The sequence below is a fragment of the Streptomyces sp. NPDC050806 genome, from assembly GCF_055586425.1.
This window is the reverse complement of sequence record NZ_JBVJIF010000011.1, coordinates 279,527-303,068: the sequence shown is the minus strand read 5'-3', so window position 1 is coordinate 303,068 and position 23,542 is coordinate 279,527. Positions and strand designations below refer to the sequence as shown.

Here is a 23,542-nt window from a genome sequence, read left to right as displayed (position 1 = left end):
AGTACCCCCGACCGGATTCGAACCGGCGCTACCGCCTTGAGAGGGCGGCGTGCTAGGCCGCTACACAACGGGGGCCCTAGCGATCCTCGCCATCACCGCATCCGGGAGCGACCCGAAGGAAGTGGATTGAAAGGATCTGTACCCCCGACCGGATTCGAACCGGCGCTACCGCCTTGAGAGGGCGGCGTGCTAGGCCGCTACACAACGGGGGCTTGCACTGCAATCAAGAGACGTGCTTCGACGTGCGATGACGCAAAAGATGATCTCTTGCTGGCCTACCAGGACTCGAACCTAGACTAACTGAACCAGAATCAGTCGTGCTGCCAATTACACCATAGGCCACCAAAACGCAACCCCCTGCGGGGATTTTGTTCGGGTTACGCTTCCCGGCCGGGCCTCTCGGCCCTCTCGGGCGGCGCAGAAAGAACATTACCCGAAGGTGTCCGGCGCTCCAAAACGCGTATCGCCGCGCAGCAGCCCGGGCAGCTGGTTCAGGCCGGTGATCCGGACCAGCTCGGGACGGCCGCCCAGTCCCCGGCGGTCCAGCCAGATGCCGGTGAGCCCTGCGGCGACGGCCCCGCGCGCGTCGATGTCGGGCTGATCCCCCACGTACGCCACCTCCGCGGGCGGCAGTCCCAAGGCCTCGCATGCGGCGTGAAAGGCGCCCGCCGCGGGCTTGGCGACGCCGAGGTCGGCGGCGCACACCAGCGCCTCGAAACGGTCGCGTACGCCCAGCACCCGCAGTTTGCGGTCCTGATTGCGTACGGAGGAGTTGGAGAGGACCGCGTGCCGGTAGTCCGCAGCGAGCAGCTCCAGGACCGGCAACGTGTCCGGGAAGAGCGACCAGGCGGCCTCGTAGTGCGCGAGGTACCGCCCGAACCAGTCGTCGGCCTCCTCGTCGCTCATCGACGGCGTACCGAGGAAGTCCCGCACGCGGTCGCGGCGCTGCGCCTCGAAGCCGATGCCGCCGTTCTCGAACCGCCGCCAGTGCAGCTCGGTGAGCTCCTTCCAACGGGTAAGGGCCTGGTCGACGGAGGGGTATCCGCCGCTCAGGCCCTCGGCAAGAAGATGCGCCTGCATCCCGGCGCGGTCGGCGCTCGCGTAATCGAAGATCGTGTCGTCGACGTCCCAGAGAACCGCGCGTATCGCCATGCCCCGCACGGTAGCGGCGCCCGCCTCAGGAGACCCAGTTCTTCAGGGGCTCGGTGTCGAGGGTGAGGTTCACGGGGTCGGGGAGGGTGACCTCTTTGCCGAACGGGATGATCTGCACCTGCTCGTAGCGGACCCCGTCCGGCTGGGAGAACACCTTGACCTCGCAGGTATCCCGGTCGATGAGCAGGTAGACCGGGATGCCGGCCTCGGCGTAGGCGGGGGGTTTGTCGGCTCGGTCGCGGCGCTCGGTGTCCGAGTCGTAGGACGTCACTTCCACGGCCATGAGAACCGCGTGCGGATCGGACCATTCGCCGTGCCCCGAGAAGGACCCGCGCCGGGCAAGGACGCCGTCCGGACGCGCTCGCCCCTTCCGGTACTCCTCGACCTTGAGCCCCCGCTCTCCATAGAGTCGAAGATCCACGAGATGCTGGATGCACAGTTCTTGCAGCCACATGATGATCTCGCCGTGGTCTCCGTCCGGCATCGCCTTGACCCCCAGTCGCCCGTCGATGAACTCAAGACGCGGCCCCTCGTCGTGGAGCATGGCGACGCGAGCCAGCTCCTCGAAGAGGTCCAGGGACATCTGCTGTCGGATCATGTGCGGCCGCTCGGCGAGGGCAGTCATGTTCGTCCTCCTTCGCGCGTCACGCTCAGTGTTCCGCGTCATCTCCGGCACCGCCCCTGCGTAGACGTTCCTGCACTCTCAGTCATACACGAAAGAGAGGCGGCGACCTGTGTGGTCGCCGCCCCTCTTCGGGTTCGGGCAGGGCCGTGCGGCTACCCGGCCAGCTTCTTCAGGGCCGCGTCGATGCGCGCGAGGGTGCGGTCCTTGCCCAGGACTTCGAGGGACTCGAAGAGGGGGAGGCCGACCGTGCGGCCGGTGACGGCCACGCGGACCGGGGCCTGGGCCTTGCCGAGCTTGAGGCCGTGCTCCTCGCCGGCGGCCAGGACGGCCTCCTTGAGGGCCTCGGGGCTCGACCAGTCCGCGGTCTCCAGCTTGGCGCGGGCGGTGGTGAGCAGCGCGACCGGGTCGCCCTTGCCCATCGCCTTGGTCCAGGACGCCTCGTCGAAGACCGGCTCCTGCAGGAAGAGGAAGTCGACGTTCTGGGTGATCTCGGAGAGGACCGTCAGGCGGGTCTGGGCGTGCGGGGCGATGGCCTCCCACGCGGCCCGGTCGAAGTCCTCGGGGGCCCAGGGGGCGTACGGGGCCTGCAGCCACGGGGCGCAGGCCTCGGTGAAGGCCTTCACGTCGAGGCGGCGGATGTGGTCCGCGTTGATCGCCTCGGCCTTCTTGAGGTCGAAGCGCGCCGGGTTGGCGTTGACGTCCTCGATCTCGAACTTCGCGACCATCTCGTCGATGGAGAAGAGGTCCTGGTCCTCGGAGAAGGACCAGCCGAGGAGCGAGAGGTAGTTCAGCAGGCCCTCGGGGAGGAAGCCGCGCTCGCGGTAGAGGTTCAGCGAGGACTGCGGGTCGCGCTTGGAGAGCTTCTTGTTGCCCTCGCCCATGACGTAGGGCAGGTGGCCGAAGGCCGGGACCTGCTTGGCGATGCCCAGCTCGATCAGCGCCTTGTAGAGCGCGATCTGGCGCGGGGTGGAGGAGAGCAGGTCCTCGCCGCGGAGGACGTGGGTGATCTCCATGAGCGCGTCGTCGACCGGGTTGACCAGGGTGTACAGCGGCGCGCCGTTGGCCCGGAGGATGCCGTAGTCGGTGACGTTCTCCGGCTGGAAGGTCAGCTCGCCGCGGACCAGGTCGGTGAAGGTGATCGTCTCGTCGGGCATCCGGAAGCGGACGATCGAGGTGCGGCCCTCGGCTTCGTACGCGGCCTTCTGCTCGGGGGTGACCGTGCGGCACTTGCCGTCGTAGCCGGAGGCCTTGCCGGCCTTGCGGGCGGCCTCGCGGCGCTCGTCCAGCTCCTCGGCGGTGCAGTAGCAGTGGTAGGCGTACCCGCCGTCCAGCAGCTTCTGCGCGACGTCCTGGTAGATGTCCATGCGCTGCGACTGGCGGTACGGGGCGTGCGGGCCGCCGTCGCCCTTGCCGGAGGCGCTGTCGAAGGCCGCCGGGCCCTCGTCCCAGTCGAAGCCCAGCCAGCGCATGGCGTCCAGGAGCTGCTCGTAGGACTCCTCGGAGTCGCGGGCCGCGTCGGTGTCCTCGACCCGGAAGACGAACGCACCACCGTGGTGGCGGGCGTAGGCCCAGTTGAACAGGGCGGTGCGGACCAGGCCCACGTGGGGGTTGCCGGTCGGCGAGGGACAGAAACGTACGCGGACGGGGGTCGCGTTAGCCACGCTTGATCACCTTGTTGGTGAGAGTGCCGATGCCTTCGATGGTGACGGCGACCTCGTCGCCGACGTTGAGCGGGCCGACCCCCGCGGGGGTGCCCGTGAGGACGACGTCGCCGGGGAGCAGCGTCATCGCCTCGGTGATGTGGACGATCAGGTCCTCGATCGAGCGGACCATCTCGCTGGTGCGGCCCAGCTGGCGCTGTTCGCCGTTGACCGTGCACTGGACGGTCAGGTCGCTCGGGTCCAGCTCGGTCTCGATCCAGGGGCCGAGCGGGCAGGAGCTGTCGAAGCCCTTGGCCCGGGCCCACTGCTTCTCGCGCTTCTGGATGTCACGGGCAGTGACGTCGTTGGCGCAGGTGTAGCCGAGGACGACGTCCTTGACGCGCTCGCGCGGCACCTCGCGGCACATGCGGCCGATGACGACGGCCAGCTCGGCCTCGTGGTGCACCTCCTGCGAGAAGGAGGGGTACACGACGGGGTCGCCGGGGCCGACCACGGAGGTGGAGGGCTTGAAGAAGGCGACCGGTACGTCGTCGACCTCGTTGCCGAGCTCCTTGGCGTGCTCGGCGTAGTTGCGGCCGATGGCCACGACCTTGTTCGGGAGGACGGGCGGCAGCAGCCGCACCTTGTCCAGGGGGACCTTCTGTCCCGAGCGCTCGAACTCGGCGAAGGGGTGTCCCTTGATGACGTCGAGGTCGTTGCCCTCGACGACGCCGAAGCCGACGTTGCCGTCGATGGAGAATCTGGCGATGCGCACGGAAGCCGCTGCCCCTCTTGATCTCTAACCGGGAGTGGACAACCCAGGCTATCGCGGGAGCGGCGCCCGCCCTCTGTCCCTTTCGTACGGGGCGTGCTGCCCCGTTTTGTGCGTCGCGTCCTACTCGGGCGCGGTCATCAGGACGGTGCGGCGGGGGTTGGCGGTCTGGGCGGGCAGCTCGACGGCGTGCTCCGGGGCCGGGGTTTCCTCGACCGGTGCGGTCTGCAGCTCGTCCGCGTCCTTCAGGTGCATCAGAGTGGTGCGCCGCGGGTTGGCTATGGAGCGGAACATCATCGTCGTCTTCACTGCGGAATGCCTCGCGTATCTCGCGTCGTGGTGGACATGCGTCAGGTGCCGCTGGGCGACAGCGGCACCTGTGTAAAGCGCAAGGCTATGCGCGGCATTCCTGCCGGGGGTGCGGCAAAGTCGGTGATCATCATGTGAGTTTGCTCACGAACAGTGTGGCAAATGCCGCAATTTTCATGATCGAAAAACATCGCCGAAACGGACATTGGCGGATCGAAGTGCACGTTCCACTCCCCTTTACCGAACCCGGGGCAGCGCGCTATGGCGACCGGAACGCTCGCAAAAGTCCGTTATAAGGGGCGGGAGCTTCTACGACTCGTTACTCACTCCATACATTGCGTCACACATGTCACAGCCAGGGCCTCCGCTCTTGTTGCTGCTCCGGCACTGTGCTGGAATTCCCCGGACCGCCGCATGTTTCACACGGCGCGCAGGGGGCGCAGAGCAGCGCCGCGCGGTGGGTGCCGCTCTCTTCGCCAGAGGGAGCAGCCCTCCGGTCACACTCACGACCGCCATGGGGCCCGCGGCCCCCTACGACTCGACACCGTCCCGCCGTTACGCGGAGGGACGCCTGGTCCAGAGGTTGCGACGCTAGTGCAGGGACGTTTCAAGAGGGATGGCAGCGCTGCGGCTGACCCGGAGCTGCGCGGCGGGACCGACCGCGCCTCCTCGCAGCAGCGCGCCCAGAGCAACGGTCCGGCGAGCGGCACGTTGCCGACCGACCGGACCGACCCGGCGCCGGCCGGCGACTCCGCCGCCGAGCGCCCCAAGGTCAAGGGCCCCACGGGCCCCGGGACCCGTCTGTCGCTGCGCAACTGGCGCATCAGCACGCGCCTGGTCTCCCTGATCGCCCTGCCCGTGGTCGCCGCCACGACGCTGGGCGGTCTGCGGATCAGCAGCGAGCTGGACAACATCGACCAGCTGGACCGCATGCAGCTCCTCACGGAGATGACGCGGCAGGCCACCGAGCTCGCCGACGCGCTCCAGGAGGAGCGGGACCGCTCGGCCGGCCCGGTCGCCGGCTCGGGCAACACCAAGGACGACACCGATGTCGTGGCGCCGCGCGAGGAGACCGACCGCGCGGTCAAGTCGTTCAAGGAGCACACCGACGACATCGACTCGGTGCGCGGCTCCATGGCCGGCGTCCGCGCCACGATCGTCGACATCCAGCGCCAGCTGGGCACCCTCAACGAGGTCCGCAACAAGGCGTACTCCGACAAGGAGAACGTCGCCCAGACGATCAGCGCGTACAACCAGCTCATCACCTCCCTGCTCGCGCTCTCCCAGGACATGGCGCAGGCGACCAGCAACCCGGAGATGATCCAGAGCACCCGCTCGCTGGCCGCGTTCTCCTCCGCCAAGGAGTACGCGTCGATGCAGCGGGCCTTCGTCAGTGCCGGTCTGGCGCACAAGGGCCACGCGCACCTGTCCGCCAACGACCGGCTGGCCGGCCGTACCGCCGAGGACAACGAGGAGTCCGCGCTCAAGCGGTTCTCCAACATCTACCCCGGCGCCGCCTCCCTGATGGAGGGCCTGGACAGCGGCAACGACGACATCGAGCACGCGAACTCCTTCGCCGACCGCAGCTTCAAGACCGAGTCGGGCATCCGCGGTGAGGAGATGTCGTACCTGGACTGGTACGACCTCGACACCAACAAGATCAGCCTGATGTCACGCATCGAGACGACGCTGCTCTCGCAAATGGAGCAGAAGTCCCGCGAGCTGCGCAACGACGCGACCACCGGCGCCATCATCAACGGTGCGGTGATCCTGCTCGTCCTGGGCATCTCGCTGATCGGCGCGTTCGTCGTCTCCCGCTCCATGGTCCGCTCGCTGCGCCGCCTGCAGGACACCGCCCAGACCGTCTCCCAGAAGCGGCTGCCCGAGCTGGTCAAGCAGCTCTCCGAGGCCGACCCGCAGGAGGTCGACACCTCCGTCGAGTCCGTCGGCGTGCACAGCCGGGACGAGATCGGGAAGGTGGCCACCGCGTTCGACGAGGTGCACCGCGAGGCCGTCCGGCTGGCGTCCGAGCAGGCGCTGCTGCGAGGCAACGTCAACGCGATGTTCACCAACCTCTCGCGCCGCAGCCAGGGCCTCATCCAGCGGCAGCTGTCGCTGATCTCGGAGCTGGAGTCCCGCGAGGCCGACCCCGACCAGCTCTCCTCGCTGTTCAAGCTCGACCACCTCGCGACCCGCATGCGCCGTAACGGCGAGAACCTCCTCGTCCTCGCGGGCGAGGAGCCGGGCCGCCGCTGGACCCGCCCGGTCCCGCTGGTCGACGTCCTGCGCGCCGCCGCCTCCGAGGTGGAGCAGTACGAGCGCATCGAACTGAGCGCGGTGCCGACCACCGAGGTCGCCGGCCGCGTCGTCAACGACCTCGTGCACCTCCTCGCCGAGCTGCTGGAGAACGCCACCTCGTTCTCCTCGCCGCAGACCAAGGTCAAGGTGACCGGTCACGCGCTGCCCGACGGCCGGGTGCTGGTCGAGATCCACGACACCGGCATCGGCCTCTCCCCCGAGGACCTCTCGGCGATCAACGAGCGGCTGGCCAGCCCGCCGACCGTGGACGTCTCGGTGTCCCGCCGGATGGGTCTGTTCGTGGTCGGCCGGCTGTCCCTGCGGCACGGCATCCGCGTCCAGCTCCGGCCCTCCGACTCCGGCGGTACCACGGCCCTGGTCATGCTGCCGGTGGACGTCGCGCAGAGCGGCGGCGCCAACAAGAAGGCCGGCCCCGGTGGCAAGTCCGGCAAGCCCGCCGGCGGCCGCGGCGCCGGTGAAGCGGGCGGCCAGCACTCCAGCCGGCTCGCCGGCCTCCAGCCGCGCGGCCAGGTCGGCGCGGGTCCCCGTACGGCGCTGCCCACCCGTCCCGGCGCGGGCGCGCCCGGCGGTGCCACCGGTGGCGCTCCCGGTGCCCCGGCCCGTCCGCAGAACGACGCCTTCGGCAACCGTCCGGCGGCCCCCGCCGGCCAGGACCGGCCCTCGCTGCCGGTGCGCGGCGGTGAGCCGGCCCAGCCGCCGGCCGCGAACCACCAGCCGACCGTCGCCCCGCCCACCGGCGCACCCGCGCCGCGCGGCGAGCGGCCGCAGCTGCCCACGCGCCCCCAGCTACCGCTGGAAGGTGCCCCCAGCCCGGCCGGCGAGCTGACCGGCGGTCCCGCGGGGCAGGACGCGTCCGCTCCGCAGCAGCACGCGCAGCAGCCCGGTTCCAGCTGGGGTGCGCGGCGTGAGCGCGGCGAGGCGGCCGACGACTGGCCGCTGGCGCCCCGGCGCCCCCAGGAGGACCGCCCGCGCGGCCACGAGGAGCACGGCACGGCCGGCGGCTACGGCCGTCCGGAACTGCCGGCGCAGTACGAGCGCCCGGAGACCACGGGCCAGTTCCCGCAGCCCGGGAACACCGGCCAGTACGAGCGGCCGGAGACGACCGGGCAGTTCCAGCGGCCCGAGAACACCGGCCGGTACGAGCGGCCCGAGACCACCGGGCAGTTCCCGCAGCCGACGGCCGGCGGGCCCGGTGACACGGCGCAGTTCGAGCGTCCCGACTTCGGCGGCCCGCGCCCCGGCGCGGACGCCCCGGCCCGCGACGCCGGCCCCGCACAGGGCGGTCCCGCACAGGGCGGCCGGCCGATGTGGAGCGGCGAGTTCACGCTGCCGTCGGCCCCGTCGTCCGGGCAGCCCGCCGAGGAGGCCCCCACTCCTCCCGCGGCGCCCGCCGGGCCCAGCAGTCCGATGTGGAGCGGCGAGTTCGCCCCGCAGTCCGCGCAGGACGCCGGCCCCGCCGAGGAGAGCGCCCCGGCGCCCGCCCGCGGCGAGGAGGCCCCGGCACGCGGCGGCCAGGCGTACGACGCCGACTCCTACGGACGCGACGACGCCTTCGGCCGGGACGACGCCTTCGGGCGCGGTCCCCGTACCGGCGAGGTGCCGCCGCAGCAGCAGCCGCGCACCGCGCCGGACGACGCCGACTACCTCGGCGGCCCCGCGCCGCGCGACACGGGCGGCGACGGCCGTACGCCGATCTTCGACACCATCGAGTCGAACTGGTTCACCCAGCCGGGCGGCAGCGCGGTGCAGGAGCCGCCGAGCCGGCCGCAGAGCGCCCCCGAGGCGCCGCGGCTGCCCCGGCGTGAGCCGGCCGGCGGCGCGCAGGCGCCGGCGCAGGCCCAGTGGCGTACCTCGCCCAACGACGACGTGTGGCGCCGGGCCGAGCAGGTCCGGCAGCCGGCGGCCGGCGGGATCACCACCTCCGGGCTGCCGCGCCGGGTCCCACGTGCCAATCTGGTCGCAGGCACCGCGCAGCAGGAACCCCGGCCGGGCGGACCGCAAGTCTCCCGCTCGCCGGACGACGTGCGCGGCCGGCTGACCAATCTCCGCCGGGGCATCCAGCAGGGCCGGCAGGCCGGTCACACCGGCACGCATCCCATCGTGGACCCCACTCACCAGCAGGAGCGTTAGTTGAGTCCGATGAGCCAGGCGGCGCAGAACCTGAACTGGTTGATCACCAACTTCGTGGACAACACCCCCGGGGTGTCCCACACGGTGGTCGTCTCGGTCGACGGTCTGCTGCTCGCGATGTCCGAGGGCTTCCCGCGGGACCGGGCCGACCAGCTCGCCGCGGTGGCCTCCGGGCTCACCTCCCTGACATCCGGCGCTTCCCGCATCTTCGAGGGCGGGAACGTCAACCAGACCGTGGTGGAGATGGAGCGCGGCTTCCTCTTCCTCATGTCCATCTCCGACGGATCGTCGCTGGCCGTACTGGCGCACCCCGAGTGCGACATCGGCCTCGTCGGTTACGAGATGGCCCTGCTCGTCGACCGCGCGGGGGGCGTCCTCACACCGGACCTGCGCGCCGAGCTGCAGGGCAGCCTGCTCAACTGATCCACCACCGATTCCACGTGCCGCAGTTCCCCCCACCGGCCCGACCCGACGACAGCCAGTTGTCCAGCCCGGAGGACCCATGACCCCGCCACCCGCTTCGCCCGGCCCGTACGGCCATACCCCGTACGCCGACGGGGGCGACCAGCCACTGGTCCGCCCCTACGCGATGACCGGAGGCCGGACCCGGCCGCGTTACCAGCTCGCCATAGAGGCGCTGGTCAGCACCACGGCCGATCCCTCCCAGCTGCCCGGACTGCTGCCGGAGCACCAGCGCATCTGCCATCTGTGTGCCGAGGTCAAGTCGGTGGCGGAGGTTTCCGCGCTGCTTCACATACCGCTGGGGGTGGCCAGAATCCTGGTCGCCGACCTGGCCGAGGCCGGGATGGTGGCGATCCACCAGCCCGGTGGCAGCGGTGAGGCCGGCGGCACGCCCGATGTGACCTTGCTGGAGAGGGTGCTCAGTGGACTTCGAAAGCTCTGAGGCCGAGTCCCGTTCGACCACGTCCGCGAAGATTGTGGTGGCGGGCGGTTTCGGCGTGGGCAAAACCACCTTTGTCGGGGCGGTCTCCGAGATCAATCCGCTGCGTACCGAGGCCGTGATGACGTCCGCTTCGGCGGGCATCGACGACCTCAGTCACGTGCAGGACAAGACGACGACCACCGTCGCCATGGATTTCGGGCGTATCACCCTCGATCAGGATTTGATCCTTTATCTTTTCGGCACGCCCGGCCAGGACCGCTTCTGGTTCATGTGGGACGACCTGGTCCGCGGTGCGATCGGCGCGGTGGTGCTGGTCGACACCCGCCGGCTCGCCGACTGCTTCCCCGCCGTCGACTACTTCGAGAACAGCGGGCTGCCGTTCGTGATCGCGCTGAACGGCTTCGACGGAGCGCAGCCGTACACCCCGGACGAGGTCCGGGAGGCGCTGCAGATCGGCCCCGACGCGCCGATCATCACCACCGACGCGCGGCACCGCAGCGAGGCCAAGGGTGCCCTCATCACGCTGGTCGAGCACGCTCTGATGGCGCGACTCAAGTAGCGCTTCGGCGTGGTCAGTTGCGCCGGGGCCCGTTGTGTCCTTGGACACGCCGGGCCCCGGCGTTCATAACGTTTCGACAGAGAAATCCCAGCACCTGGACACCGGATGCGCACAGCTGGCTTCGCTGTGTTCACTTTCACCCCGGCTTTTGCCGTGCCTCGCCCTTAACGCCCCTTTTATCTGGCGCCCCACCGGCCTTGCTCATCTTTTGCGCACTGTTTGGAACGCGCGGCCCTGACGTGCTGGAATTCGCTGAACTCCGGAGTAGGTAACGCCCAGAACGAAACGGCACAGTGAGAGACGTGCCGGCGCCGAGAGGTTGTTGGTCGAGTGAGGCGAAGCAAGTCGGGCCCCGCGCCGCAGCAGGCGGCGCAGCGGGGCAACTTCACACCGCCGCCGCGTCATACGGCGTCGCCTTCCGACGCGCCCGAAAGTCCGCTGACCGCCCAGCCGGTACGCGGCAACCGGATGTCCCCGCGCAACTGGCGGGTGGCCACCCGCCTGAACGCGATCCTGCTGCTCCCCGTGATCCTGGCGCTGATCTTCGCCGGGCTGCGGGTGAACACCTCGGTCGGCACCTGGAACGAGGCGCAGGACGCCGAGAACACCGCGAAGCTGGTCCAGGCCGCAGCCTCCTACGGCCAGGCCCTCGTCGACGAGCGTGACCGCACCGCGGCGCCGCTCCTCCAGGGCAAGCAGAACGACCCGGCCGTCCGCGACGCCCGCGCCGACACCGACGCCGCCGCGGCCGACTTCCACGACGCCGTCAAGAACATGCCCGACAAGCCGGGCCTGAAGCGCCGCCTCGCGGTCTTCGAGAAGGTCGAGCCCAAGCTCGACGCGCTCCGCAAGGCTGCCTACACCTCGCAGCTGGCCGGCGTGCAGACCGAGGAGGGCTACACCGAGGTCCAGCACCCGCTGATGGAGTTCTCCAACGAGCTGGGTCTGGGCACCGGCAACATCACCTCCTACGGCCGTACGGTCTACGCCGTCTCGCTGGCCAAGGCCGCCACGTCACTGCAGCGCTCCATCGGCACCCACCTGCTGGTGCACCCGGCGTCCGACGCCAAGGAGCGCAAGAAGCAGCTGACCGCCTACGCGTCGTACGCCTACCTGGAGGGCATCGCCATCGGCGAGTACACCTCCGGCGGCACCCCCGAGGACATCACGCGCCTGAAGACGGACTCCGCCGCGCTGAAGAAGAAGGCGCAGGAGCAGGCGGCGCAGGCCAAGCGGCAGTCCGCCGCGGCCGGGCGCACCTTCCGGGCGCCGCCGACCATGGACCAGATGGTCCAGGCGATCTCCTCCGGCGCCTCGCCGCAGCTGCTCGCCGCCAAGGGCATCACTCCGAAGACCTGGTACACGGCCGCCACCGGCAAGTTCGACATGTACCGCGGCATCGAGAAGGACCTCGCCGACAAGGCGGTGGCCGAGGCCGCGCAGATCTCGTCCGACGCGCAGCAGACCACCTTCGTGGACTCCGGCGTGGCCCTGGGCGCGCTGATCATCGCCTTCCTCATCGCCGGCCTGATGGCCCGCTCGATGACCCGCAACATGCAGGAGCTGCGCACCGCCGCCTTCGGCATCGCGGAGCAGCGGCTGCCGATGCTGGTCGACCAGCTCTCCCGTACGGACCCGGGCCGGGTCGACACCCGGATCAAGCCGATCCCGATCTCCACCACCGACGAGATCGGCGAGGTCGCGCGGGCCTTCGACCAGGTCCACCGCGAGGCCGTGCGGCTGGCCGCCGAGCAGGCGCTGCTGCGGGGCAACGTCAACGCGATCTTCACCAACCTCTCGCGCCGTAACCAGGGCCTGATCGAGCGGCAGCTGACGCTCATCACCGACCTGGAGAACAACGAGGCGGACCCGGACCAGCTGGAGAGCCTCTTCCGCCTGGACCACCTCGCCACCCGTATGCGGCGCAACGGCGAGAACCTCCTCATCCTCGCGGGCGAGGAGCCCGGCCGCCGCTGGACCCAGCCGGTCCCGCTGGTCGACGTGTTGCGCGCGGCCACCTCCGAGGTGGAGTCCTACGAGCGCATCGAGCTCCAGGGCGTCCCGGAGAGCGAGATCCACGGCCAGGCCGTGACCGACCTCGTGCACCTGCTGTCGGAGCTGCTGGAGAACGCCACCACGTTCTCCTCGCCGCAGACCAAGGTGCGGGTCACCGCGACCCGTCTCCCGGACGGCCGCGTGATGATCGAGATCCACGACAAGGGCATCGGGCTCACCCCCGAGGACTTCGCGGACATCAACCACAAGCTGGCCAACCCGCCGACCGTCGACATCGCGATCTCCCAGCGCATGGGCCTGTTCGTGGTCGGCCGGCTGGCGGACCGGCACGGCATCCGCGTCCAGCTGCGCCCCTCGGGCGAGACGGCCGGCACCACCTCGCTGGTCATGCTGCCGGAGGCGATCACCCACGGCGGTGGCGGCGAGGAGCAGTTCGAGGACGACTTCACGGTCTCCCGGATCATGCCGGAGCACCCGCAGTCGTTCACCCAGCAGCCCGACATCCGTACCGCGGCCGAGCTCGGCTTCGACGACCACTACCGGCCGTCGGACGACGGCCGGGACCTGGACCCCGTGGGCCGCTCGCTGCTCCGCGAGGAGCGCCGCGCGGCGCTGGAGGCCCAGAGCGGCGCGCCGCAGAACGGTGCGCGGCAGGGCCAGGAGCCGGCGCAGAACCCGGCGCAGGACTTCGGCGGGCTCCCCCGGCGTGGCGAAGCGGAGGGCTCGGGCGGCGCGTACAACGGCTTCCAGGAGCAGCCGTACGCCCCCCAGGAGCCCGGCGGGCAGGGCTTCGACGAGCCTGCCGGCGGCGGCTACGGTGCCCCGTCCTTCGGCGGCGGGAACATGTTTGACCAGCGGCCTTCGGAAGCCACTGGTGAGCAGCCGCAGTACCCGGCGCAGGACCAGCAGCGTCCCGCCTGGAGCGAACCCGCTTCGTTCCAGGGGTACTTCGGCGGACAAGCGGAATCGGACCACAATGGTCCGGACGCTCCCGCACAGCCGCAGGAACGCGTAGCATTCGATCGTCCGGGTCCCACCCCGAGCGAAACCCACTCGCTGACCGACGCCGGCCTTCCGCGCCGCGGAGGCGACAAGGCGCCGGGCCAGCAGGAGTGGCAGCAGCCCGAGGAGTCGGCGTCGCCCCCGCAACAGCGGAGCGCGTCGGAGGACAGCTTCGGTTGGCGCACTGCCAACGACGAGCGCTGGCAGCGAGCGGAGCAGCTTCGTGAGCCGAAGGCGGGCGGGATCACTCCCTCCGGTCTCCCCCGGCGCGTGCCCAAGGCCAACCTGGTCGAGGGCACGGCGGAGCAGACCCTGCAGGGCGGCCCCCAGGTCTCCCGCGCGCCCGAGGATGTCCGGGGCAGGCTGAGCAACCTGCGCCGCGGTATCCAGCAGGGACGCAGTGCCGGTATGGAGGCACCCAAGAATGACCAACAGGGCTTCGGCCCCGGCAGCACCTACGATCAGGAGCGTTAGTGTGAGCCCGATGAGCCAGGCGGCGCAGAACCTGAACTGGTTGATCACCAACTTCGTGGACAACACCCCCGGTGTGTCCCACACGGTCGTGGTCTCCGCGGACGGTCTCCTCCTCGCCATGTCCGAGGGTTTCCCTCGGGACAGAGCCGACCAGTTGGCGGCGGTGGCCTCCGGGCTCACCTCGCTGACCTCGGGTGCCTCCCGCATTTTCGAAGGCGGGAGCGTCAATCAGACCGTGGTGGAGATGGAGCGCGGCTTCCTCTTCATCATGTCCGTCTCGGACGGATCGTCGCTGGCCGTACTGGCGCACCCCGAGTGCGACATCGGCCTCGTCGGTTACGAGATGGCCCTTCTGGTCGACCGCGCGGGCAGTGTTCTCACGCCCGACCTGCGCGCCGAACTGCAGGGCAGCCTTCTCAACTGACAGACAGGCAGTGCGTTTCTCGCCACCGCGCCATAGGGTGCGGTGGCGCGACCGGCGTCGGATCGGCAAGTTGGAGGAGGAAACGTGGCAACGCCCCCTAACGGATACCCGTACGATTTTGGGCATCAGCCCGAGTCGCAGGGCGAAACCCAGTACAACCGCTTCAACTTCCCTTCCGCACCGAGTCGCCGGCAGCCGCGGCCGCCCGCGCCGCAGCCCTACGACACGTCGTACGGCAGCCCCTCTCCGTCGCCGTACGGCTACGGTGACGAGGGGCCCCGGGTTCCCCGTATAGAACCGGTCCAGCCGCACCGGCGGCCCGAGCCGTCGGCGCCTACCGGTGGCGCGCAGAACCCGCTGGTCCGCCCGTACGCCATGACCGGGGGCCGCACCCGGCCGCGCTACCAGCTCGCCATCGAGGCCCTGGTGCACACCACGGCCGGCCCGGGTCAGCTGCAGGGCCAGCTGCCGGAGCATCAGCGCATCTGCCATCTGTGCCGCGAGATCAAGTCGGTCGCCGAGATCTCCGCGCTCCTCTCCATCCCCCTCGGCGTCGCCCGGATCCTCGTCGCCGACCTGGCGGAGGCCGGACTCGTCGCCATCCATCAGCCCGGCGGTGACGAGTCCGCCGGCGGACAGCCAGATGTGACACTGCTCGAAAGGGTGCTCAGTGGACTTCGCAAGCTCTAGCGGTGCAGCCCGCTCCACCACCTCCGCGAAGATCGTGGTGGCGGGCGGCTTCGGCGTGGGCAAGACGACCTTCGTCGGGGCCGTCTCTGAGATCAATCCGCTGCGTACCGAAGCCGTGATGACCTCCGCCTCGGCGGGCATCGACGACCTCACGCACGCGCCGGACAAGACCACCACGACGGTGGCGATGGACTTCGGCCGTATCACCCTGGACCAGGACCTGATCCTGTACCTCTTCGGTACGCCCGGTCAGGACCGGTTCTGGTTCATGTGGGACGACCTGGTCCGCGGCGCGATCGGCGCCGTGGTGCTGGTGGACACCCGCCGCCTGGCGGACTGTTTTCCGGCCGTGGACTACTTCGAGAACAGCGGCCTGCCGTTCGTCATCGCCCTCAACGGCTTCGACGGGCACCAGCCGTACACCCCCGACGAGGTCCGTGAGGCCCTGCAGATCGGCCCGGACGCACCGATCATCACGACGGACGCACGGCACCGCAGCGAGGCCAAGAGCGCGCTCATCACGCTCGTGGAGCACGCCCTCATGGCACGCCTGCGCTAGCGCCCGCCCGTACGCGAAGGGCCCCGCACACCCTGGTGTGCGGGGCCCTTCGCGCGCTGCGCCCAAGGGGCGCGGGGAACTGCGCGACCGGCCACCGCGGCGGCGCGGACGTCAGCGGAGCGTGACCCCCACGGCGGTGACGAGCAACGCGAGCGACGTCGCGCCCGCGTCCGCGTGGCCGTACCCCATCGATCCCATCCGGGCGGCACGCCCCCGCGCAGGGGTCAGCCCGGCCGTCGCGGCGGCCGCCTTCGTGGCGGCCTCGGCCGCGGCCCGCCAGGCCGTCGCCGGGTCCTCGCCCGTACGGGCGGCCAGCTCGGCCCGGAACGGGTCCAGCGCGTCCAGCATGGTCTTCTCGCCCACCGCGGCGCCGCCCAGCTCCGACACGGCCCGCTGCGCCGCGGCCACGGCCTCCGCGAGCAGCGCCGTCGTGCAGGAGGCGCCTTCCGGGGCCCGTACGAGGACGGCGCCGGTCTCGGCCAGCAGCGCCCCGTACAGCGCGCCCGAGGCTCCTCCGGAGGCGTCCGCGAGGGCCAGGCCCGCGCCGAGCAGCGCGCGGCCCGCCGAGCGCGGGTCACCGGCCGGTCCCGGCTCGTCGGCGCGCGCGGCCGCCACCGCGGCCCGCAGCCCGCGCACGATCCCGATGCCGTGGTCCCCGTCGCCCGCGACCCCGTCGAGGCGGCCCAGCTCGTCCTCGTTCGCGGCGACCAGGTCCAGCGCGGCCCGGAGCGCGGCGGTCGCGGGCAGGTCGGCGGCGGGCGCGGCCCGCGGCCGCTGTTCGGGCACCGCAGCGGTCTCCCGTACGTCGTCGGCGTCCGTACGGGGACCGGGCAGGCTGCGGAAGGCCGGGGTGTCGCACGGCGCGTCGTACAGCTCGGCCAGTTCGTCGTCGAGGACCATCACCGACAGCGAGACGCCCGCCATGTCGAAGGAGGTGACGAACTCGCCGACCTCCGGCCGGAAGGGCGTCAGCCCCGCCGCCTTCAGACGCCGGTTGACCTGCCGGAACACCACGAACATCTCTTCGTACTTGGTCCGGCCGAGGCCGTTGAGCAGCACCGCGACCCGGCCGCCCGCGCCCTCGGGCAGCGGCGGCAGCTCCGGGAGGAGGTTGTCGACCAGCTCGTCGGCCAGCTCGCTCGCGGTGAGGCTGCGGGTGGTGCGCAGGCCGGGCTCGCCGTGGATGCCCATGCCCAGCTCGGTGGTGCCCTCGGTGACGGTGAACAGCGGCTCGGCAGCGCCGGGCAGCGTGCAGCCCGAGAAGGCGGCGCCGAAGGTGCGGGTCATGGCGTTGGCGCGGGCGGCCAGCCGGGTCACGCCGGCCAGGTCGTCGCCCCGCTCGGCGGCCGCGCCCGCCACCTTGAAGACGAAGAAGTCGCCCGCGACCCCGCGCCGGTCGCGCGAGGGGTCGATCTCCTGGCCCTCCACCGGCGGCGGGCCGCTGGCCACGTCGTCGGTGACCAGGACGGTGTGCACGGGCACGCCCTCGGCGGCGAGGCGGCGGGCCGCCAGGCCGAAGTGCATCACGTCGCCGGCGTAGTTCCCGTAGGACATCAGCACGCCGGCGCCGCCGTCGGCGGCCTTGGCTGTGCGGTAGATCTGCTCGGCGCTGGGGCTGGCGAAGACGTCGCCGACCGCCGCCGCGTCCGCGAGGCCGGGCCCGACCAGCCCGGCGAAGGCCGGGTAGTGGCCGGAACCGCCGCCGATGACGAGGGCGACCTTGCCGGGGCGCGGGGCGTGGCGGCCGACCACGCCGAAGGTGCCGGGGACCCTCCGGAGCGTGCGCGCGTACGCGTCGGCCAGTCCTTCCAGCCAGTCCTCGCGGAAGGTCGCGGCGTTGTGTCCGAGGCCGTCGGGCGTCGTGGTCATCAGGGCACACTCCTTTGTTCCGTCCCTGTTGGATTTAACATCCAGATCACAGATTCGTCACCCCCTGAGCCGCAAATCACGGCCACCGCCGCGAAAATCACGGGAGTAAAAACCCGGCATCACACCTTGCATGTGAAGTTCACAGGATTCATGCTGCTCGCATCCCCGTTCACGGCACACCCTCTCCCCACGGAGGCGCGACATGGCTCCACCCTCGGCGCTCTCACTGCCGGACCGCCTCGGCATCCCCAAGGCGCTGGTCTACGGCTACCTCGGCGTCCTGCTCTTCATGGTCGGCGACGGCGTCGAGTCGGGCTTCATCGCTCCTTACATGGCCGAGCACGGCGCGGGCACCGAGGTGCACGCCTCCTATGTGATCACTGCTTACGGCGTCACGGTCATGCTCGCCTCCTGGCTCTCCGGTGCCCTGTCGGACCTGTGGGGCCCGCGCCGGGTGATGCAGCTGGGCCTGGCCATCTGGATCGTCTTCGACGTCCTCTACCTGGTCTTCGCGCTCGGGCCCGAGAACTACGCCCTGATGCTGGTCTTCTACGGCCTGCGGGGCTTTGGCTACCCGCTGTTCGCCTTCGGATTCCTGGTCTGGATCACGGCGACGGCACCCATGGCGCGGATGGGTGCCGCGGTCGGCTGGTTCTACATGGCCTTCACCGGCGGCCTGCCGACGCTCGGCTCGCTGGTCGCCGGCGCCACCAACCCGGTCTTCGGCCAGTTCGGCACCCTGTGGGTGGCGCTCGGCATCATCGCGCTCGGCGGCGCCTTCTGCATGTTCGGCGTGAAGGAGCGCACCGGCTTCTCCCGGCTGGCACCGCCCGAGGTCAGGCCGGTGCAGTCGCTGGTCTCCAGCCTCTCCATCGCCTGGACGCACCCGCGGGTCGCGGTGGGCTGCGTGGTACGCATCATCAACACCGCGCCGGAGTTCGGCTTCCTGGTCTTCCTGCCCACCTTCTTCGCCAAGGAACTGCACTTCGGCGAGGGCCGCTGGCTGACCCTGCTCGCCGTGATCTACGGCACGAACGTCGTCTTCAACCTGATCTTCGGCGTCATCGGCGACCGGATCGGCTGGCGGCGGACGATCGCCTCCTTCGGCGGCATCGGCTGCGCGATCACGACCCTGACGCTGTACTTCGTCCCGCAGGCCGTCGGCAGCAACTACCCGGTCGCGATCGTCTGCGGCATGCTCTACGGCATCACGCTGGCCGGCTTCGTACCGATCTCCGCACTGATCCCGGCGCTGGCCCCGGAGAACAAGGGCGGCGCGATGGCGCTGCTGAACCTGGGCGCGGGCGGCGCGGCCTTCGTCGGCCCCGCCGTCGTCAGCCTCTTCCTCGACCCGCTCGGCCCGGCCGGCGTCGTCATCATCTTCGCCGCACTGTACGTCGCCTCGGCGCTGATGACCCTGTACCTGAAGCTGCCGGAAGAGCCCCAGCCATCAATGGAGGAACCCGAACGGCGAGCAACCGGATCCGCGAGAGCGGCGGCGGCTTAGCCGCAAAAAGGGGCCCCGCACACCGAGGTGTGCGGGGCCCTTCGTACGTCGCTGCGTCAACGCTGCCAGGAGCTCGCGCCGTGGAAGCCGCGCTGACGCTCCAGGCGGCGCCAGCGCGCTGCCGTGGCGTACGGCTGCGCCGGCACGTCGGCGGGGCGGTGGGCGGCACGGGCGAGCAGCACCGCGGTCAGCGCGGCGAGCTCCTCCTCGCTGGCCTCGCCCTTCTCGACGCGGACCAGGGAACGGTCGGAGGTAGCGGCAGGGTTCACTTTCGTCGTCTCCAAGGTCGCAGGGTGGCTGCGGTTCTGGTGGCCGGTGGTGGTGGTCCGGTTACTGCGGCGGGTTGCCGTGCTTGCGGGCCGGGAGGTCGGCGTGCTTGGACCGGAGCATGGCCAGCGAGCGGATCAGCACCTCGCGGGTCTCGGTCGGGTCGATCACGTCGTCGACCAGGCCGCGCTCGGCCGCGTAGTACGGGTGCATCAGCTCGGACTTGTACTCCTTGACCATGCGCGCCCGCATGGCCTCCGGGTCGTCCGCCTCGGCGATCTGCTTGCGGAAGATCACGTTGGCCGCGCCCTCGGCGCCCATCACGGCGATCTCGTTGGTCGGCCACGCATAGGTCAGGTCGGCGCCGATGGACTGGGAGTCCATGACGATGTAGGCACCGCCGTAGGCCTTGCGCAGCACGATCGAGATCCGCGGCACGGTGGCGTTGCAGTACGCGTACAGCAGCTTCGCGCCGTGCCGGATGATCCCGCCGTGCTCCTGGTCGACGCCCGGCAGGAAGCCGGGGACGTCCAGCAGCGTGAGGATCGGGATATTGAAAGCATCGCACATCTGGACGAAACGGGCAGCCTTCTCCGACGCCTCGATGTCCAGCACGCCCGCCAGCGACTGCGGCTGGTTGGCGATGATGCCGACGACCTCGCCGCCCATGCGGGACAGCGCACAGATGATGTTGGTCGCCCAGCGCTCGTGGACCTCCAGGAACTCGCCGTCGTCGACGATCTCCTCGATCACCTTGCGCATGTCGTACGGCCGGTTGCCGTCGGCGGGCACCAGGTCCAGCAGGTCCTCGCCCGAGCGGTCCGCCGGGTCGTCGCACGGGACCGACGGCGGGTTCTCCCGGTTGTTGGACGGCAGCAGCGCGAGCAGGTAACGCACCTCTTCGAGGCAGGTCTGCTCGTCGTCGTACGCGAAGTGGCACACGCCGGAGGTCTCGGCGTGCACATCCGCGCCGCCCAGCCCGTTCTGGGTGATCTCCTCGCCGGTCACCGCGCGGACCACGTCCGGGCCTGTGATGAACATCTGCGAGGTCTCCCGCACCATGAACACGAAGTCCGTCAGCGCCGGGCTGTAGGCGGCGCCGCCGGCGCACGGGCCGAGCATCACGCTGATCTGCGGGATGACGCCGGAGGCCTTGGTGTTGCGCTGGAAGATGCCGCCGTAGCCGGCCAGCGCCGAGACGCCCTCCTGGATCCGGGCGCCCGCGCCGTCGTTCAGCGACACCAGCGGCGCACCGGCCTGGATGGCCATGTCCATGATCTTGTGGATCTTGGTGGCGTGGGCCTCGCCCAGCGCGCCGCCGAAGATCCGGAAGTCGTGCGCGTACACGAAGACGGTACGGCCGTGCACGGTGCCCCAGCCGGTGATCACACCGTCGGTGTAGGGCTTCTTGTTCTCCAGGCCGAAGCCGGTCGCACGGTGCCGGCGGAGCGGCTCCACCTCGTTGAAGGACCCCTCGTCCAACAGGAGGTCGATCCGCTCGCGGGCGGTGAGCTTGCCCTTGGCGCGCTGGGCCTCGGTGGCGCGCTCACTCGGGCCTCGCCGGGCCTGCTCACGGATCGCGTGCAGCTCGGCGACGCGCCCGCGGGCGTCGTTCGCCTCGGCGGGCGCATCTTCGACAGTGGTCATGCATCGACCGTACGCGGACACCTGCTCGGGAACCGATGTCGGTTTCGTACAACGTCGAGCGCGATTTGGTGGGCAAGCAGAACAGAACCACGCTGTACGCGGGGCGCGGGCCCGGCCCGGACGCAATCGACCACTCCGCGGACACTGTGCGGGACCCACAAAAGACACCGGTGTCGTCTTGTGGCGGTCCGCCGGTTGACCGCGCTTCCCGGCCGCCGGCCCGCGCGTCCGCCGGGCGGCGGGACCGGCCCGCACCTGCCCGGCGGACGGGTCAGCCCGTGGTGACCGTACAGCGGAACGTGGCGCAGACCTTCCCCGGCGCCACCCGCAGCCGCAGCCGCCGGCCGGCCTCCAGGACCGTGACGCCCGGCCCGGCGCTCACCACGCCGCGCACCCGCCGGTCCCAGACGACCTCCACCGGCTCCCCCGTACGCGGCGGCTCCGCCACGCACAGCGTCGCCGTCGGGCCGCGCCCGCGCACCAGCACCGAGACCGGCGCCGAGACGGTCAGCGGCCCCGCCGTACCGGCGCTCCAGAAGTTCGCCGCCGTCACCCCCAGCGCGCGCACCTCCACCGCCTGCACGACGCCGGTGTTGGCGAGCACCCGCAGCCAGTGCCGGTCGGCGGCGCGCGCCGCGAGGGCACGCGGCCCGGCACCCGGCATCAGGACGTAGGCGTACGACGCGTCCACCGGATCGGTGCCGTGCTCGTGCCAGAGCGTGAGGTAGCGGCGGGTGAGCCGGTCCGGCGAGGAGCCGGTGTTGATGTCCCGCCACGCGCCCGTACGGGCCTCCCGCAGCGCCCGCAGCCCCGCGCCGCCGGGAAAGACGTACCCGCCGTGCCCCTCCAGGTGCGCCCAGCGGGCCCGCGGGAAGGTGCCCTTCCAGCCGGTCGCCGAGGACTGCCGGACACCGTCGACCGTGAGCACCGGGCTTCCCGAGGCGCCGAGGTTGCGGTTGTCGACGACCGTCTCGGCGGGCACGCCGTCCTGCCCGGTGATCCCCGCGCCCAGGCAGACCACCGCGTCGGCCAGGCAGAACCAGGACTTCTTGGCCCGCAGCATCGACGCCAGGCCGCGGACGTCCTGCCCCACGGCCGCGAACTCGCCGTCCGCGGTGCCGCCCACCCAGGTCGCGGCGGGCTTGGGCTCACCCCAGCCGCCGCCCTCGTTGTCGGCGAGCCGCTTGGTGGACACCGTGGTCCCCGGCAGGCGGTACGGGTCCACCGTCGGCCAGAAGGCGTCGGTGTACTGACCGCCCCCGAAGTCCGCGCCCCACCAGTAGAGCATCCCCGCACCGGTGTGCCAGCCGCGCGGATTCTCCCCGTTGCCGTTCTCGTAGTACGTGATCCGCTCCGAGGCCATGGCGATGTTCGCGGCGAAGCCGGGGCGGCGGTGCACCGCCCGGTCCATGGCGGGGAACAGCTTGTGCGCGACCGGCTCGGGCGCCGCGGGTTCCGGCCCGGCGGCCACGGCGGCCAGCCGCGCGGCGTCGGCGACGCCGAACTGCCGGTCGGTCAGCACGTCCAGCGTGCTGTCCCGTTCGATCCAGCCCTTGACCAGGGCGTGCCAGCGGTCCCGCTCGGCGGCGGAGGCCCCCTGCGCCAGCACCGTCACCGCGGCCAGCAGCGCGTGCCCGTGGAAGTGGTCGCTGCGCATCACCTTCAGGTCGTCGTCGGCCAGGTAACCGCGGCTGACCGCCCGCCCGTTGACGCTGTCCATCATCAGGCCGTTGTGCAGCAGCGGCGCGTAGGCATTCTCCACACTGTCGAAGATGATCTGCCGCTTCGGGTCGGTCACCTCCCAGCTGCTGCCGCGCAGCAGCGTGAACAGCCGCCCGAGCCCGTCCAGCAGCACGAAGCCGTACGTGCCGGAGTAGGCGACCCAGGTGTGCTGGACGAAGGACCCGTCGGCGTACAGCCCGTCGCCCTTCGTCACGTACGGGAAGACCGGCGAGAGCGCGTCGCGGGCGAGCGCCAGCTTCGCCGCCGACCGGCCCAGGACGCCGCGCACCGCGACGACCCGGCACAGGTCGACGCGGTTGGCCCCGGTGCTCGTGCCGGTGTAGTCGCCGAGCATCGAGTCGGGCACGAAGTGGTCGACCGCGGCGAGGTACCGGTCCCGCTGCGCGTCGCTCAGCGCCTCGTCGACGATCGTCATCGTGTCCAGCAGCAGCCGCGGGCTGCCGATCTGCCACTCCCACCAGTTGCCGTACCGGGTGGTCGTGGGGTTGTAGACCTTCGCTTCGAGGTGGTCCAGGCCCGCGAGGACGTCGGCGAGGACGCCCGCGTCGCCGGTGAGTCCCGTACCGGGCTGGGCGTACGCCTGCGCCAGGGTGTTCAGCCGGCTGTAGCTGCGGGTGATGCCGGCCGGCGGGTCGAACGGGCAGTCCGGCCAGAGCGACGCGGCGGCCGGCGCCATGGCCGCCCGGAACCGCCGGGCGAGGTCGCCGGTCTCCCGCAGCCGGGAGGCGTACGGCTCGGCGGCCGGGTCGTAGTCGGTGCCCAGCTGGAGGTCGGCCCAGCGCTGCCGCAGGGTGTCGTACTCGTCGGCGGCGGGGGCCGCCCGGCCGGGGCCGGCGGCGACGGCGTCCGGCGCGGACAGCGCGAGGGCGGCCGCGCCCGCGCCGCCCGCCGCGAGGAAGCCCCTGCGGGTCCAGTGGGAAGCGGGCGGCGCCAT

19 protein-coding genes and 3 tRNA genes are annotated in these 23,542 nt (G+C 71.1%); 9 read left to right on the top strand and 13 right to left on the bottom strand.

Annotated elements, in window-relative coordinates; genetic code table 11:
- Nucleotides 1–2: 2 nt before the first annotated feature.
- The 9 genes from ACZ6WH_RS32970 to ACZ6WH_RS32930 all read right to left on the bottom strand — a co-directional run bounded on the left by ACZ6WH_RS32970 (nucleotide 3) and on the right by ACZ6WH_RS32930 (nucleotide 4,722).
- A tRNA-Glu gene (locus ACZ6WH_RS32970) sits at nucleotides 3–75 on the bottom strand.
- Nucleotides 76–139: 64 nt separating this feature from the next.
- Nucleotides 140–212 (bottom strand) — tRNA-Glu (locus tag ACZ6WH_RS32965).
- Nucleotides 213–270: 58 nt separating this feature from the next.
- A tRNA-Gln gene (locus ACZ6WH_RS32960) sits at nucleotides 271–342 on the bottom strand.
- A gap of 87 nt (nucleotides 343–429) precedes the next feature.
- A complete protein-coding gene (locus ACZ6WH_RS32955; RefSeq protein WP_469733073.1) occupies nucleotides 430–1,152 on the bottom strand; it encodes an HAD family hydrolase in 723 nt (240 codons plus the stop codon).
- Between the two features lie 25 nt (nucleotides 1,153–1,177).
- Complete coding sequence (locus tag ACZ6WH_RS32950) at nucleotides 1,178–1,777, bottom strand: Uma2 family endonuclease (RefSeq protein WP_469733071.1); 600 nt, start codon at nucleotides 1,775–1,777, stop codon at nucleotides 1,178–1,180.
- A gap of 152 nt (nucleotides 1,778–1,929) precedes the next feature.
- Nucleotides 1,930–3,438 carry a glutamate--tRNA ligase gene (gltX, locus tag ACZ6WH_RS32945; protein WP_469733069.1) on the bottom strand — a complete coding sequence of 503 codons (1,509 nt, stop codon included), beginning with the start codon at nucleotides 3,436–3,438 and terminating at the stop codon, nucleotides 1,930–1,932.
- On the bottom strand, nucleotides 3,431–4,192 hold the full coding sequence (locus ACZ6WH_RS32940) for a fumarylacetoacetate hydrolase family protein (protein WP_361556097.1): 762 nt from the start codon (nucleotides 4,190–4,192) through the stop codon (nucleotides 3,431–3,433). The genes gltX and ACZ6WH_RS32940 overlap by 8 nt, the downstream gene beginning before the upstream one ends.
- Before the next feature lie 120 nt (nucleotides 4,193–4,312).
- A complete protein-coding gene (locus ACZ6WH_RS32935; RefSeq protein WP_469733066.1) occupies nucleotides 4,313–4,498 on the bottom strand; it encodes a hypothetical protein in 186 nt (61 codons plus the stop codon).
- Between the two features lie 41 nt (nucleotides 4,499–4,539).
- Complete coding sequence (locus ACZ6WH_RS32930; RefSeq protein WP_469733064.1) at nucleotides 4,540–4,722, bottom strand: hypothetical protein; 183 nt, start codon at nucleotides 4,720–4,722, stop codon at nucleotides 4,540–4,542.
- A gap of 370 nt (nucleotides 4,723–5,092) precedes the next feature.
- On the opposite strand from ACZ6WH_RS32930, the gene ACZ6WH_RS32925 reads away from it, so the two are divergent.
- From ACZ6WH_RS32925 to ACZ6WH_RS32890, 8 genes are all read left to right on the top strand, one after another.
- A complete protein-coding gene (locus ACZ6WH_RS32925) occupies nucleotides 5,093–8,947 on the top strand; it encodes a sensor histidine kinase (RefSeq protein WP_469733062.1) in 3,855 nt (1,284 codons plus the stop codon).
- Nucleotides 8,948–8,956: 9 nt separating this feature from the next.
- The gene (locus ACZ6WH_RS32920) at nucleotides 8,957–9,370 is read left to right on the top strand and encodes a roadblock/LC7 domain-containing protein (RefSeq protein WP_030257979.1); all 414 of its coding nucleotides are present in this window, start codon (nucleotides 8,957–8,959) and stop codon (nucleotides 9,368–9,370) included.
- A gap of 79 nt (nucleotides 9,371–9,449) precedes the next feature.
- On the top strand, nucleotides 9,450–9,851 hold the full coding sequence (locus ACZ6WH_RS32915; protein WP_361556085.1) for a DUF742 domain-containing protein: 402 nt from the start codon (nucleotides 9,450–9,452) through the stop codon (nucleotides 9,849–9,851).
- Nucleotides 9,832–10,410 carry a GTP-binding protein gene (locus tag ACZ6WH_RS32910; protein ID WP_361556082.1) on the top strand — a complete coding sequence of 193 codons (579 nt, stop codon included), beginning with the start codon at nucleotides 9,832–9,834 and terminating at the stop codon, nucleotides 10,408–10,410. The genes ACZ6WH_RS32915 and ACZ6WH_RS32910 overlap by 20 nt, the downstream gene beginning before the upstream one ends.
- Nucleotides 10,411–10,740: 330 nt before the next feature.
- Complete coding sequence (locus ACZ6WH_RS32905; protein ID WP_469733060.1) at nucleotides 10,741–13,902, top strand: sensor histidine kinase; 3,162 nt, start codon at nucleotides 10,741–10,743, stop codon at nucleotides 13,900–13,902.
- 10 nt (nucleotides 13,903–13,912) lie between these two features.
- Nucleotides 13,913–14,326 carry a roadblock/LC7 domain-containing protein gene (locus tag ACZ6WH_RS32900; RefSeq protein WP_030257992.1) on the top strand — a complete coding sequence of 138 codons (414 nt, stop codon included), beginning with the start codon at nucleotides 13,913–13,915 and terminating at the stop codon, nucleotides 14,324–14,326.
- Between the two features lie 84 nt (nucleotides 14,327–14,410).
- Nucleotides 14,411–15,016, top strand: a complete 606-nt coding sequence (locus ACZ6WH_RS32895; RefSeq protein WP_432859090.1) for a DUF742 domain-containing protein — start codon at nucleotides 14,411–14,413, stop codon at nucleotides 15,014–15,016.
- Nucleotides 14,997–15,575 (top strand): GTP-binding protein, encoded by a 579-nt coding sequence (locus ACZ6WH_RS32890; RefSeq protein WP_073447656.1) that lies wholly within the window; start codon nucleotides 14,997–14,999, stop codon nucleotides 15,573–15,575. Before ACZ6WH_RS32895 ends, ACZ6WH_RS32890 begins: the two co-directional genes overlap by 20 nt.
- A gap of 111 nt (nucleotides 15,576–15,686) precedes the next feature.
- On the opposite strand, the gene ACZ6WH_RS32885 is transcribed toward ACZ6WH_RS32890, so the two are convergent.
- Nucleotides 15,687–17,444, bottom strand: a complete 1,758-nt coding sequence (locus ACZ6WH_RS32885; RefSeq protein WP_469733057.1) for a dihydroxyacetone kinase family protein — start codon at nucleotides 17,442–17,444, stop codon at nucleotides 15,687–15,689.
- A gap of 202 nt (nucleotides 17,445–17,646) precedes the next feature.
- On the opposite strand from ACZ6WH_RS32885, the gene ACZ6WH_RS32880 reads away from it, so the two are divergent.
- A complete protein-coding gene (locus ACZ6WH_RS32880) occupies nucleotides 17,647–18,951 on the top strand; it encodes an MFS transporter (RefSeq protein ID WP_469733055.1) in 1,305 nt (434 codons plus the stop codon).
- 56 nt (nucleotides 18,952–19,007) lie between these two features.
- Here the strand turns inward: ACZ6WH_RS32880 and ACZ6WH_RS32875 are convergent, their stop codons facing one another.
- The 3 genes from ACZ6WH_RS32875 to ACZ6WH_RS32865 all read right to left on the bottom strand — a co-directional run bounded on the left by ACZ6WH_RS32875 (nucleotide 19,008) and on the right by ACZ6WH_RS32865 (nucleotide 23,542).
- The gene (locus tag ACZ6WH_RS32875; RefSeq protein WP_361556067.1) at nucleotides 19,008–19,235 is read right to left on the bottom strand and encodes an acyl-CoA carboxylase epsilon subunit; all 228 of its coding nucleotides are present in this window, start codon (nucleotides 19,233–19,235) and stop codon (nucleotides 19,008–19,010) included.
- A gap of 46 nt (nucleotides 19,236–19,281) precedes the next feature.
- Complete coding sequence (locus ACZ6WH_RS32870) at nucleotides 19,282–20,865, bottom strand: acyl-CoA carboxylase subunit beta (protein ID WP_361556064.1); 1,584 nt, start codon at nucleotides 20,863–20,865, stop codon at nucleotides 19,282–19,284.
- 271 nt (nucleotides 20,866–21,136) lie between these two features.
- Nucleotides 21,137–23,542, bottom strand: coding sequence for a polysaccharide lyase 8 family protein (locus ACZ6WH_RS32865; RefSeq protein WP_469733052.1), 2,406 nt, complete (start codon nucleotides 23,540–23,542; stop codon nucleotides 21,137–21,139).